Annotated in this window: 11 protein-coding genes; 9 read left to right on the top strand and 2 right to left on the bottom strand. The window is 58.2% G+C overall.

Features of this window, described 5'->3' with window-relative positions:
* Window positions 1-159 precede the first annotated feature (159 nt).
* Genes ACR0L9_RS04115 through mdoH form a run of 4 tightly spaced genes read left to right on the top strand, consistent with a single transcriptional unit; the run spans window position 160 to window position 6,145 of the window.
* Entirely contained in the window at window positions 160-1,530 is a 1,371-nt protein-coding gene (locus tag ACR0L9_RS04115) for a tetratricopeptide repeat protein (RefSeq protein ID WP_480894887.1), read from the top strand.
* A gap of 33 nt (window positions 1,531-1,563) precedes the next feature.
* On the top strand, window positions 1,564-2,781 hold the full coding sequence (locus ACR0L9_RS04110) for an OpgC domain-containing protein (protein WP_170512206.1): 1,218 nt from the start codon (window positions 1,564-1,566) through the stop codon (window positions 2,779-2,781).
* Entirely contained in the window at window positions 2,778-4,277 is a 1,500-nt protein-coding gene (locus tag ACR0L9_RS04105; protein WP_480894885.1) for an OpgD/OpgG family glucan biosynthesis protein, read from the top strand. Before ACR0L9_RS04110 ends, ACR0L9_RS04105 begins: the two co-directional genes overlap by 4 nt.
* On the top strand, window positions 4,274-6,145 hold the full coding sequence (mdoH, locus tag ACR0L9_RS04100; RefSeq protein ID WP_480894883.1) for a glucans biosynthesis glucosyltransferase MdoH: 1,872 nt from the start codon (window positions 4,274-4,276) through the stop codon (window positions 6,143-6,145). The genes ACR0L9_RS04105 and mdoH overlap by 4 nt, the downstream gene beginning before the upstream one ends.
* On the opposite strand, the gene ACR0L9_RS04095 is transcribed toward mdoH, so the two are convergent.
* Both ACR0L9_RS04095 and ACR0L9_RS04090 read right to left on the bottom strand, forming a co-directional pair.
* Window positions 6,146-6,961, bottom strand: a complete 816-nt coding sequence (locus ACR0L9_RS04095) for a PHB depolymerase family esterase (protein WP_170801849.1) — start codon at window positions 6,959-6,961, stop codon at window positions 6,146-6,148.
* The gene (locus tag ACR0L9_RS04090; protein ID WP_170609352.1) at window positions 6,958-7,431 is read right to left on the bottom strand and encodes a rhodanese-like domain-containing protein; all 474 of its coding nucleotides are present in this window, start codon (window positions 7,429-7,431) and stop codon (window positions 6,958-6,960) included. Before ACR0L9_RS04090 ends, ACR0L9_RS04095 begins: the two co-directional genes overlap by 4 nt.
* A gap of 220 nt (window positions 7,432-7,651) precedes the next feature.
* On the opposite strand from ACR0L9_RS04090, the gene ACR0L9_RS04085 reads away from it, so the two are divergent.
* Genes ACR0L9_RS04085 through ACR0L9_RS04065 form a run of 5 tightly spaced genes read left to right on the top strand, consistent with a single transcriptional unit; the run spans window position 7,652 to window position 13,179 of the window.
* Window positions 7,652-10,522, top strand: a complete 2,871-nt coding sequence (locus ACR0L9_RS04085; RefSeq protein ID WP_170401275.1) for a monovalent cation/H+ antiporter subunit A — start codon at window positions 7,652-7,654, stop codon at window positions 10,520-10,522.
* Complete coding sequence (locus ACR0L9_RS04080) at window positions 10,522-10,881, top strand: Na+/H+ antiporter subunit C (RefSeq protein ID WP_170391885.1); 360 nt, start codon at window positions 10,522-10,524, stop codon at window positions 10,879-10,881. The genes ACR0L9_RS04085 and ACR0L9_RS04080 overlap by 1 nt, the downstream gene beginning before the upstream one ends.
* A complete protein-coding gene (locus tag ACR0L9_RS04075) occupies window positions 10,878-12,416 on the top strand; it encodes a monovalent cation/H+ antiporter subunit D (RefSeq protein WP_480894879.1) in 1,539 nt (512 codons plus the stop codon). The genes ACR0L9_RS04080 and ACR0L9_RS04075 overlap by 4 nt, the downstream gene beginning before the upstream one ends.
* Window positions 12,416-12,913: a Na+/H+ antiporter subunit E gene (locus ACR0L9_RS04070; protein ID WP_170392908.1), complete on the top strand. Its 498-nt coding sequence runs from the start codon at window positions 12,416-12,418 to the stop codon at window positions 12,911-12,913. The genes ACR0L9_RS04075 and ACR0L9_RS04070 overlap by 1 nt, the downstream gene beginning before the upstream one ends.
* Window positions 12,910-13,179: a K+/H+ antiporter subunit F gene (locus ACR0L9_RS04065; RefSeq protein ID WP_170563653.1), complete on the top strand. Its 270-nt coding sequence runs from the start codon at window positions 12,910-12,912 to the stop codon at window positions 13,177-13,179. The genes ACR0L9_RS04070 and ACR0L9_RS04065 overlap by 4 nt, the downstream gene beginning before the upstream one ends.
* The last annotated feature ends 6 nt before the right edge of the window (window positions 13,180-13,185 follow it).

Below are 13,185 nucleotides of genomic sequence, written 5' to 3'. Positions count from 1 at the left end.
GCAAGTTGCTGAAACATGCCCTTGAATCGGCGGTTTTTTTCGCGTTTCTCACACACGGGATTTCACCAATTCGAGAGCAGGGTCGATACTGTTACGACCCGGCTGCACACTCTGTTACATCGAACAGTGTAGAACGTCGCAATCAGATTGGACCCGAGTATGAAACAAGACGTCTTTGGACAGATGAACACCCTGAACCAGCCCGCAAGCGTCGAGGCATGGGATGGTGTTCTCCTTGGGTTCATGGCGCATGCCGCTGTCACACCGCAACATCTGGGGAAGGTTCTGGAGCTTGAGCCGGACTTTGCGCTGGGCCATGCGGTCAAGGGGCTGTTCATGGTTCTGCTGGGCCGGCGCGAGATGATCGCGGTCGCTGCCGAAGCGCTGAGTGCCGCGAATGAAGCGATGGGGCGTCAGCCAGTTTCAGCCCGGGAAAGGCTATATGTCGAGGCGCTTGGTTTGTATATGGCCGACCTTCCATCACAGGCCGTTCAGAAATTTGAAGAGATTCTGCGGGCGCACCCAACGGATACTCTGGCCATGAAGCTCAGCCATGCGACGCGCTTCGTTCTGGGCGATGCGGCGGGGATGCGTCGGTCGATCGAACGGGTGATGCCTGCGTATGAACCCGACCACGCCGGACGTGGATACTTGCTGGGATGCCACTCGTTCGCGCTGGAGGAAACCGGCGCCTACGAGAAAGCCGAGATCGCCGGCCGTCAGGCCTTGTGGATGGTTTCGGACGACGCCTGGGGATTGCACGCTGTAGCGCACGTGCACGAGATGACGGGCAACGCGCAGCTGGGACTGGACTGGCTCGCGGGACGCGAGGACGCTTGGGCGCATTGCAACAATTTCCGCTATCACGTCTGGTGGCACAAGGCGCTGATGCATCTGGATTTGGGGCAAGTCGATCAAGTTATGGCGCTTTACGATCATCACATCCGCCAGGACAAAACCGACGACTATCGCGATATCTCGAATGCAACCTCGCTGCTGTCCCGGCTAGAGCTTGAGGGCGTTGATGTTGGCAACCGCTGGGAAGAACTGGCCGATCTCAGCGCAGCACGAACCGAAGACGGATGCTTGATCTTCGCCGATCTTCACTACTTGCTGGCATTGACCGGGGACAATCGTTCGGAGGCTACAGCAAATATGCTGCAGCGTATTCAAAATGACGCCCAGCGCAATCAGGGTGACACGCCGATCCGCATGTCCGACCCGGGCATTGCCGCCGCCAAGGGGCTTGAGGCCTTTGGAGAAGGCCTTTACGGCCAAGCCTTTGATTTTCTTTCAAATGCCCGGGGTGGGATGCAACTGGCGGGTGGCAGCCACGCCCAACGTGATGTATTCGAGCGCATCACCATTGATTCCGGCCTGCGCGCTGGCCGCCTGGATGCTGTCGAGCGCATCCTGGACGACCGCCGCGCCAAACGTGCCGGGGGAGAGGACAATTACGCCCTCGCCCGCCGAGAATTGATCGAGGCCGCACGCGACAGCGGCGACGCACAAAGCGTCCCCGCCGAATAACAACAATAAAAGACCAAGAAGGACAGAAACCGTATGGCGACCGCATCGCCCGCTTCTGATTTTGCTCCGGTGGCGTCTCAGGTCGCCGCCCCCGCCGCTATGCGCGATCCGCGGTTGGATTTCTATCGCGGCATCGCGATGTTCATCATCCTGATTGCCCATATTCCGAACGATCCGTGGGCCAAATGGATACCTGCCCGCTTTGGCTTTTCGGACGCAACCGAGATCTTCGTATTCTGTTCAGGCATGGCTTCGGCAATTGCTTTTGGGGGGGCGTTCATGCGCAAAGGCTGGTGGATGGGCACCGCACGCGTGAGCTTTCGCATCTGGCAGGTCTACTGGGCGCATATCTGCCTGTTCTTCTTTGTCGCGATGACAATGGCGGCCCTGAACCAGAGTGGGCTGTTCGAGAAAAACTATATCTCCTCTCTCAATCTACAGCATTTCTTCAACGATCCGGCGTCACAGATCGTCGGACTTTTTACCCTGACCTATGTGCCGAACTACTTCGATATTCTACCGATGTATCTGGTGGTACTGGCGATGATGCCCCTGTTTATGGGGCTATATCGTATCGGATTCTGGGCGGTCGCCATGGCCTCGGTCACGATCTGGCTCGTTGCACAATTCGACTACCTTGACCTGCCGGCCGAGCCCTGGTCAGAGCGCCAGTGGTTCTTCAACCCATTCGGGTGGCAATTACTGTTCTTCACCGGCTTTGCGTTCATGCGAGGCTGGATTCCAGCGCCGCCGGTGTCGAAAACTCTGATCTGGGCGGCAGCATTGTTTTTGATCTTCTCGATGCCGTTCGGCTCGTGGAAGGTATTCACTTGGATCAATGCAGCAGCCCCTGATCTGGCTGATGAGATTCGCAAGGTCTGGCCAGTGACCAAAGAATTTCGCGACAAGACCGACTTTGGTCTATTCCGATATCTGCATTTTCTGTCGCTTGCCTATCTGGGTTGGGTTATCGCCGGTGAGCATGGCCGTCGCCTGATAGCGACCGGTCATGGGGCAGCCGCAAAGGTCTGGCAGTTCCTGCTGACCATCATCACCAAAGTGGGTCAGCAATCGCTCGCGGTGTTCGTATTTTCTATGGCAGCAGCACGACTTATCGGCGTCGGACTGGACCTGAGTGGGCGGGATGTTGCCAGTGTGTTCATCGCCAACATGATTGGCTTTGCCATGATCATCGGCGTGGCTTATCTGGCCGCCTGGTTCAAGTCACAACCTTGGAAATCAAAGAAATGAACTTTACACGTCGCGCTTTTCTCGCCTCATCAACCGCTCTGGCCTTCGCCCCAGCGGCATATGCCACAGGTGGAGAGACCCCGTTCAGCCGAGACGACGTCATCGCAATGGCCCGCGACCTGGCCAGCCGCGATTATGCAGAGCGTGAGATGGTTCCGCAGGAGTGGCAGGACCTGACGTATCAGCAATACCGTTCAATCCGGTTCCGGCTGGATCGCGCGCTGTGGTACGAGACCGAGACGCCCTTCAACGTCGATTTTTTCACGCCGGGCCTGTATTTTCCACGCACAGTGAAAGTATCGACCGTCGAGGACGGTATGACCAAGCCGGTCGCCTTTGATCTGGCCATGTTCGATAAGTCTGAAGACGTACCTGAGCTGCCCATTGACGACACGCTGGGCTTTTCAGGTCTACGCCTGCGTACTGAGATGCACCGTCCTGGCGAGACAGACGAGTTCTGCGTTTGGCAAGGGGCCAGCTATTTCCGCGCCATCGGTTTGCACGAAGTCTATGGCCTTTCGGCCAGAGGGCTCGCCTTGAAGACCGGCGATCCAGATGGCGAGGAATTCCCCGAGTTCATTCGTTTCTGGTTGGAGCGTCCAGAACCGGATCAACGTAACATGGTCGTTCATGCGCTCATGGACAGCCCAAGCGTTACAGGGGCCTATCGCTTCCACGTTACCGCCGGTTCAGATTGCGTGATGGATATTGAAGCCACCCTGTTCCCACGTACCGAACTGCCCCATGTCGGCATCGCGCCCGGCACATCTATGTTCCTGTTCGATCAGACTAATCACAGCCGTTTCGATGATTTTCGCCCCGCAGTGCACGACAGTGACGGGTTGATGATCCGCAACGGCGCAGGAGAGGTTCTGTGGCGCCCGCTTGCGAACCCGACTCGCCTGCAGATCTCGTCTTTTGTCGACACAAACCCCCGCGGCTTTGGCCTGATGCAACGCAAGCGCAAGTTCTCGGACTATGCGGATCTTGAAGCCAATTATCACAAACGCCCAAGCTTGTGGGTCGAACCCAGCGAAGACTGGGGTAAAGGCACTGTCACGCTTGTCGAAATCCCAGCGGATCAGGAGATTTATGACAACATCGTCTCCTATTGGCGCCCGATGGAACCCTACGCAGCAGGCAGCCAGATTGATCTGTCCTATCGCCTGATCTGGGGCGAGGAACCGCAGCACACCCCTATGGCCCGCGTGATCAACACCGCGATGGGCGACAACACGTTCGGCGAGGGCCGTTTGGCTGTGATTGATTTCGAAGCCAGTGAGCTGCTTGACGATCCCGAGGCCATCACGGTGTTTGTCGACTCGCCCCATGCCGAAACTTCAGAAGGCGTTCTGCAGCGTAACCCAGACACGGGCGGGTTGCGGCTGGCGTTCTCATTCGAACCAGGCGAACGCAACCACGTGGAACTGCGCGCGCAGTTGCTGAAAGACAAACAACCAGCCTCTGAAGTCTGGCTTTACCGTTGGACCATATGAACCGCGATCTTCATATCATGCCGCCCGAGGCCCCTCTGGCGATGCCAGCGCAGAACTTTGCGCAGGGATTCCGCGATGCGCAGGTACCTGCCGGGGGTCGAAATCCCTCTGTCGGGTTCTGGCGCGCGTTGGTCTTCTCACCTGCCATGGCGGCGGCTTTGGGTCTGCTCTGGGTCATGTCCGACTGGTTCAGCGCCGAAGGGATCAATCTGGTCGAAGGTATCCTGCTGACGCTAATCTCGTTCAATTTCTTCTGGATTTCCTTCACGGTCTGCACCGTACTGCTGGGCATGGTCTCGCTGTCCCGGCAAGAGCAGCCAAAGCGTGAAGGACGCTCGCAACCATTGCGCGTGGCGCTGTTGACGCCTGTCTATAACGAGGTGCCGTGGAACGTGCTGGGGAACGCCCGTACGATGCTGGAAGACCTGCAGAAACGCGGTGGTCAGCACCACTATGCCATGTTCATTTTATCCGACACGCGCGACCCCGAGATCGCCGCGCAGGAACAGGCCAGCGTTGAGGCGTTGCGGACCACGCTGGCACCGGGGCTTGAACTCTATTACCGCCGCCGCCCCCAGAATACGGATCGCAAGGTCGGTAATATTGCCGATTGGGTCAGCCGCTGGGGCGCGGACTGGGATGCGATGTTGGTGCTGGATGCCGACAGCCTGATGACGGGTCGCGCGATCTCGCGCCTGACAGATGCGCTGGCGCGCGATCCCGGCGCAGGCCTGATCCAAAGCTATCCGCAGCTGATTGGCGCGCAATCGGTCTTTGCCCGGATGCAGCAGTTTGCCAACGGCGTCTATGGTATCGCCTTTGCCGAAGGCCTCGCGCGCTGGTGCGGGCAAGAAGGCAATTATTGGGGCCACAACGCCATCATTCGCACCTGTGCATTTGCTTCTAGCGCAGGTCTGCCCAAGTTGCGGTCGCTTAACGGACAAGACAAGCTGATCATGAGCCACGATTTCGTCGAGGCCGGATTGCTGCGCCGCGCAGGATGGGCCGTGCGCTTTCTGCCGCGCATACGCGGATCATATGAAGAAACGCCCCCCACCCTCATTGACCACGCAATGCGCGATCGCCGCTGGTGTCAGGGCAACCTGCAGCACCTGAAACTGCTGGGTTCGACCGGCTTCCGCGCAGTCTCGCGGTTCCATATGTTCCACGGAGCGGTCGGATATCTGATGTCGCCGCTATGGTTCGCACTTTTGGTGATGTGGGCCTTGATCGGTCAGGGCAAGGACGCCTCGGTCCTGCATTACTTCAGCCCGGACAATCCGCTGTTCCCGCAATGGCCAGAAATGTCCGAAACACGGCATGTGCTGATCATTCTGGTGATGTATGCGATGCTATTGGCGCCCAAGGTTTTGGGCGTCGCTGCCCTGCCCCTCAGCGGTGTGCGCTATTCCGATTTCGGCGGAGCGCGAAAATTCTTCACTTCATTTCTGTCCGAAGTCATCCTGTCGATCCTCTATGCCCCTATACTTATGGTGCAGCAGATGATTGCAGTGTTCCGCACCGCGTTGGGCATTCAAAAGGGCTGGTCCCCGCAAGCGCGCGATGGTGGCAGCTACGGGCTGCGCACGCTGATCCTGTGCCACAGCCTTGAGACTATCATTGGCGGTGCGCTTAGCGTTGGCATCCTCGCCGGTCTGGTCTCGGTCTGGCTGGCACCGATTGCGATCAGCCTGGCACTGGCGATCCCATTGTCTGCGCTCAGCGGCGTATCGGCAGGCACCGCGCGCCGTATGGTTGGTATGCGCGAAGATGTCAGTGAGCCTGCAATTACGCGCTCGGCCCGGCGCTATCGCGATGAGTTGAAGCGATTGATCGAAGGCAAGGGCGTGGTCACACCGGCGGAATGATCACCCGCCGGGCAGGCCCTCGTACCAGTCTACCATCATATCGGCCCAGCCGTTTGGCACCGTATGGCCGCCCGGGAACAGAGCAAATTCCAAAGCGCTACCTTCGGCACATCCCATCCAGTTGCGACGCATAAACTGGCCCGTGGTAGAAAACCCGCTGGGCTTGGTATCGGCACACTCATTGGCGACCCGCCAGATTTCCAATCCGGCAAAGATATCGCCCTGGTGGAAACGGCCTCCGCCCAAAAGGCGGCCCTCCAGCGGCACCACATTGTCCGTCCAACCATGGGTGTGGAACATGCGTACCGGACCATCACAGCTTTCGGGATGTGGCCGCCAGAACCCGCCTGAAACCGGGACATAAGCAGAAAATGAATCCGGCGCAGCGCAGGCGAGGTAATAAACCATGAACGCGCCAGCCGAGAAGCCGCCCAGCACCACGCGATCCGGGTCGATATCAAACCGGTCGGCAGCGTCCTGCACTACTTCACGAAGAAACGCGGGTTCATCCCGACCTTCCCAACCGGGAAAGAAGTTCCAGCTTTTTCGGCCGTTTCTCTCGGACCCTTCCGGTGCCATCACCGCGTAGCCGCGCGCCAGCAGTGGCTCGACCATGGATCGGCTCTTGAGCGTACCGGTGGCGCTGCCGCCATAGCCGTGCAGGAACACAACCAGCGGAGGGTTCTCCGCTTTCGGCAGTTCGATGTGATATCCGCCTGATGCGGTTTCGCACATCCCCTCGGTATCGCCACAAGCCGCAAGGCCGGGTTGCCCGGCAAAAACAAAGCACGCGGCCAACCAGTGTCTGACACTCATCCCGTTTCCTCCTCATAAGCGTTGACAGGCAACCCAGCCCGCACCCAACCGGGCCCAGCCGCCGAACCCAGCATGCCCTCGGGCACGTCGATGATATTGGTAAATCCAGCCTCGGTCAGTTGATTGCTTAATCGGGCCGAGCGCACCCCGCGTGCACAGATCAGTGCGACAGGTGCAGATCGGTCCCCCCCGAGCAGATGGTCCAAGGCCTGCACGAAATCCTCACGGCGCATGTCGAGCGGGTGGGCCGCTTCGGCGACCCCGGTCGCCCGCCATTCGCGTGGGGTTCGGATATCGATAAGATGGATCGCGCCGTCGAGAGCCTGTTGATGGGCTGTGGCCGCCGCAATCTGACCACCAGCATAGGCCTGCGGGATCAACCGGTATTCGCGGATTGCGAAACCCGCTGCAATGGCGGCCCCTCCGCCCAATAGGACCCATCTGCGGGTTCGGCGTTTCCCTTCTGCCATGCGGCACTCTCCTGCATTGTCAGATCGGTATTATCATATGGCAATTCGCGACGCTTTCAGGAAATCCAACCCTAAGATCAAGTTCGCGTCATAGTTACACAGGTAGATCACGTCCAATATGTGCGCTTTAGGACCTTTCGGAACCTTGCAATTTCCGGACAGTCAATAAATTATCCCTAGTAATTCAGTCATATTGACCGCACAGACCGGAGTATCGCACTTGTCCCTATTCCTTATCGCGGCCCTTCCCTTCCTCGGAGCTGTCTTTCCGGCCCTCCTGATCCGGGCAGGACGAAACGCAGCAGCATCAGCGGCTGGGTTGACCACCTTCCTCGCGTTGATGGGATTGCTGATCCACATTCCCAGCGTCATGCGCGGTGATGTTGTGACCGCGCGGTTCGACTGGATACCCGGGCTTGGACTAAACGCGAACTTCATGCTGGACGGCCTGGGTTTTTTGTTCGCCCTGCTGATCCTGGGCATCGGTCTTCTGATCATCCTCTACGCACGATTCTACTTGTCGCGCGAGGATCCGATGGGGCAGTTCTATACCTACCTGCTGCTGTTTCAGGGCGCGATGGTGGGAATTGTTCTGTCTGACAATATCCTGCTTCTGCTAATATTCTGGGAACTTACGTCGCTCAGTTCATTCTTGCTGATTGGTTATTGGAAGCACCTGCCCGAGGGTCGTCAAGGCGCGCGTATGGCTTTGGCCGTGACCGGTTCGGGCGGGCTGGCGATGATCGCAGGGATGCTTATCCTCGGCAATATCGTGGGATCTTATGACCTGAGTGTCATTCTGCAGAACAAAGAGCTGATCCAGTCCTCGCCGTACTACCTTCCTGCGCTGATCCTGATCTTGCTTGGCTGTTTCACCAAATCGGCGCAATTCCCGTTCCATTTCTGGCTGCCGCACGCGATGGCGGCTCCGACGCCAGTGTCGGCCTATCTGCACTCGGCCACAATGGTGAAGGCAGGCCTGTTCCTGATGGCCCGGATGTGGCCGGTTCTGGCGGGTACGGATGCGTGGTTCTACATCGTCGCCACTACCGGTTTGATCACCATGCTGCTGGGTGCCGTGATTGCGCTGTTCAAGGATGACCTAAAGGCGCTGTTGGCGTTTTCGACGGTGTCCCATCTGGGTCTCGTGACGATGCTACTGGGCTTTGGCACGACGATCGCCGCTGTTGCAGCCGTCTTCCACATCATCAACCACGCGACGTTCAAGGCGGCCTTGTTCATGACCGCCGGGATCGTGGACCACGAGACCGGCACACGCGATGTCAAACGGCTGGGTGGTTTGCGGCATCTGATGCCGATCACGTTTACTATCGGCACCATCGCTGCCCTGTCGATGGCCGGTCTGCCACCGCTGAATGGTTTCCTCTCGAAAGAGATGATGCTGGAAGAGACAGTCCACACGACTTGGCTTAACTCGCCTTACTTGGTACCCGGCTTGGCGCTTCTGGCTGCGCTATTTTCAGCGGCCTACTCCTTTCGCTTTGTCAGCCATGTCTTCCTTGGGCCCGAGCGGGACGATTACCCCGCGCATCCGCATGACCCGCCTGTCGGTCTTTGGTTGGCGCCGGCGTTCCTTGTGGTGCTGGTTGTCCTGATCGGTCTTTATTCCGCAGCCATTGTTGGCCCGCTTGTCGCGGTTGTCTCCAGCGCGGTGATCGGGGGCGAGAAGCTGCCTTATTACTCGCTGAAACTGTGGCACGGCTTTACACCTGCGCTTTACATGTCGGTGGTCGCGACGCTGGGAGGCCTGTTCCTGCTGTCGTTGCACAAACGCGGCGACCAGATATGGAACGCCCTGCCCCGGCCTGAGGCAAAGGTGATCTTCGAGGCAATCATCGACGCGCTGACCCGTCTCAGCCGCTGGATTACGGACGAGCTGCATAATGGTGTGCTCAGCCGATATGCGATCATCTTCGTGGCTTTTGTCGTTGGGCTTGGCTACTACGCCTACACCACCGGCACCATTGGCGTTGAAACACGCGTACCGCTTGAGGCTCAGGTCATCCCGATCATCGGCTGGATCTGTCTGGTGGGTGCGACGCTGGCGATCATGTGGTTCCACCGCAACCGCCTGCTGTCGCTGGTGTTGATCGGGGTGGTTGGCCTGATCGTTTCGATGGCATTCAACTACCTATCTGCCCCTGATCTGGCGCTGACACAGATTTCGGTCGAAGTGGTGACGATGATCCTGCTGTTGTTGTCGCTGAACTTTCTGCCGACCGATACACCCTGGGACAGCAGCGCGGCACGGCGTTGGCGTGATGCGGCAATTTCGGTGGTTGCCGGGATCGGCTCAGGCGCTTTGATCTATGCGCTGATGATGCGGGATTTTGCTTTCCCAACGATCTCGGAATTCCATCTGGCCAATTCGTACAAAGGTGGCGGTGGCACCAACGTCGTGAACGTGATCCTCGTCGACTTCCGGGGTTTTGATACCTTTGGCGAGATCATCGTGCTGGGCATCGCAGCCCTGATCATCTACGCCCTGACCGAAGCAGTGCTGAGCACCAATGTGCGCAGTTACCTGCTGAACCGTAAACCACATTGGCCGCAGTCGGGTGACTCTCACCCATTGATGATGGTGGTCGTCACCCGCGTGATGATGCCCATCGCATTGATGGTCGGGGCCTATATCTTCTTCCGAGGCCACAACCAGCCCGGCGGCGGCTTCATCGCAGGCCTCATCGTCGCGATCGCCTTCCTGATGCAATATATGGCCAGCGGCTATACCTGGGCGATTGAACGGCAGCGGTTCTACTATCACGGCACCATCGGTTGGGGCGTTTTGATCGCCGCTGCCACTGGTCTGGGTGCATGGTTCAATGAACGCCCGTTCCTGACCAGCGATTTCGGTTATATCCACTGGCCCCCGCTGGAAGAATTCGAATGGGCCACCGCGATTCTGTTCGATACCGGCGTCTTCCTTGCGGTACTGGGCGCTGTGATGCTGGCGCTCGACAGCCTGTCGCGCTTCGCGTGGCAGCCGGGAATGGCACAAGAATTCCCGATGGATATCAACCCGCTGCGGGATAGCCCTCAGGATGAAGATAACGAGAAGGAGCAGGCCTGATGGAAGCGCTCGTAGCCTCTGCAGTCGGCGTCATGACCGCCGCCGGGATATTTCTGATCCTGCGCCGTCGTACATTCCCAGTCATTCTGGGCCTGTCCCTGATCACCTATGCGGTGAACGTGTTCCTATTCGCCACCGGGCGGCTGGCGCTGAACGCACCTGCCGTTCTGAACAAATATGAAGATGTCCCCTATACCGACCCGCTACCGCAGGCGCTGGTGTTGACGGCCATCGTGATCTCATTCGGGATGACGGCGGTGATCGTGATGATTTCGCTGTCCGCCTATCTGTCCTCGAAGGATGACCATATCGATATGAGCGCAAGCGATAGCGTGGACGCACCGGGAGAAGACGCATGAACCATTGGATCGTCGCGCCGATCGTCCTGCCCGCGATCCTGGCCCCGTTTATCATTATGGTGTTGCGATATCATTTGGACCTTCAACGCATCTTCTCGGTCGCCGGCGTCGTGGGATTGCTGGGTATCGCCTTGACCATTACCGCCCAGGCATCGGGTGGCGAGGTTCAGGTCTATGAGCTCGGCAACTGGCCCGCACCGTTCGGCATCGTGATGGTGTTGGACAAACTTTCGGCCATGATGGTGTTGTTGACGGCCCTGCTGGCCCTGCCGGTTGTCCTTTATGCCATCGGCTCTGGCTGGGATGAGAGAGGCAAACACTTCCATGCTCTACTCCATTTTCAGCTAATGGGTGTCTGCGGTGCTTTTCTCACCGGCGACGCCTTCAACCTCTTTGTGTTTTTCGAGGTCCTGCTGATTGCCTCTTACGGCCTCATGACGCATGCAGGTGGCGCAGTGCGGTTGAAGGCCGGGGTTCAGTACGTCGCCTATAACCTGCTCGGCTCGACCTTGTTCCTGTTTGCATTGGGCACGATTTATGCTGTGACCGGCACGCTCAACATGGCTGATCTGGCCGTTCGCGTGGCCGATATCCCACCCGAAGACACCGCCTTGCTGCGGGTTGGAGCAGTCTTGCTATTACTGGTTTTCTGTATCAAGGCTGCAGTGTTGCCACTGCATTTCTGGCTTCCTGCAAGCTACGCAAATGCGCCGCTGCCCGTTGCGGCGCTGTTCGCGATCATGACCAAAGTCGGTGCTTATTCGATCCTGCGGGTCTATACGCTGGTCTTTGGGCCCGATGTAGCCGCAACCGAAGGGCTAGTCGGTAGTTGGCTACAACCTGCAGCACTGCTGACATTGGCCGTTGGCGCTATTGGCATTCTGGGCTCGCAACATATCGCGCGAATGGTGGCCTTTTGCGCCATCGCGTCGATGGGCACATTGCTGATTGCGATCTCGTTGTTTAGCGAGGCCGCGACGGCGGCAGCGCTCTACTATATCTTCCATTCGACGCTGGCGACGGCCCTGCTGTTCCTTGTCGCGGACATGGTAATGGAGCGCCGTGGCGGAGCCATAGCCCCTTCGACGCCGATGCCGCAATCCGGTCTGATCTCAGCCCTGTTCTTTGTCGGCGCCATCGCGATGGCTGGCATGCCGCCACTATCGGGCTTTGTGGGCAAGCTGCTGGTACTGGACGCCTCACGTGGCGCGCCCGATGCAAATGCGGTCTGGGCCGTGATCTTGATCGGGTCGTTCGTCACAATCGTGGGTCTGGCCCGCGCGGGAACGCTGATCTTCTGGAAAAGTCACGACGCCCAACATAATGTGACGCCTGAGCCAACCGAAGAAGCCGGCCTACCAACCGCGCCCGAGCCCTATCCGGGCCTCGCCTTTACTTCGGTGTTCGGGGCGGTTCTGGGACTTGTGCTGCTGACGCTATTTGCAGGTCCGGCGCTGCAATATGCCAGCAACACGGCCGTGCAACTGTTCGCGCCGGATGACTACATTTCGGCTGTGCTGGGAGGGGAAGAATGATGAAGCTTCTGCACCGTATATTTCCGCATCCCCATCTGACCGCGCTACTTACACTGGTGTGGGTGTTTCTGGCAAACACCGGGTCTTTGAACTCGGTGGTCTTTGGCCTGCTATTGGGAATCATCATTCCGTTTATCACTCAGCCCTATTGGCCGGATCGCCCGAAACTGCGCAATTGGCCGATGGTGGCGGAATACATGTTGGTAGTCTTATGGGATATCGTGATGGCCAATATCGCGGTGGCCCGGATCATCCTGTTCAAGCGCGATGCAGACCGCCAGCCAAGCTTTGTCAGCGTCCCGCTGGAACTGCGCACGCCCGAGGCCATCACAGTTCTGGCCGGAACCATCACCATGACCCCTGGCACCGTCAGTTGCGATTTGTCCGCACAAGGGCACTACCTGCTGGTTCATTGTCTGGATGCACCGAACCCCGAAGAGGTGCGCGACCAGATCAAACAACGCTATGAGCGCCGCCTGAAGGAGATTTTCGAATGATCACCTATGCGATCTACTTTGCTTTTGCCTGCTTCGGCGCTGCGATCATGATGTGCTTGTGGCGTATCATTACAGCCGACGGTGTCAGTACCCGTGTTCTGGCCCTAGATACAATGGTGATCAACACCATCGCTCTGCTTATCCTTTACGGCTTGAGTATCGAGACCGAAATCTTCTTTGAATCCGCCATGATCATCGCCATGCTCGGCTTTGTCTCAACCGTGGCTTATGCGCGCTTTATGCTGCGTGGCAATATCATCGAATGAGCGTGG

The sequence above is a fragment of the Ruegeria sp. I3 genome, assembly GCF_056532525.1.
The sequence above is the reverse complement of the archived record's forward strand: the minus strand, read 5'-3'. Positions and strand labels throughout refer to the sequence as shown.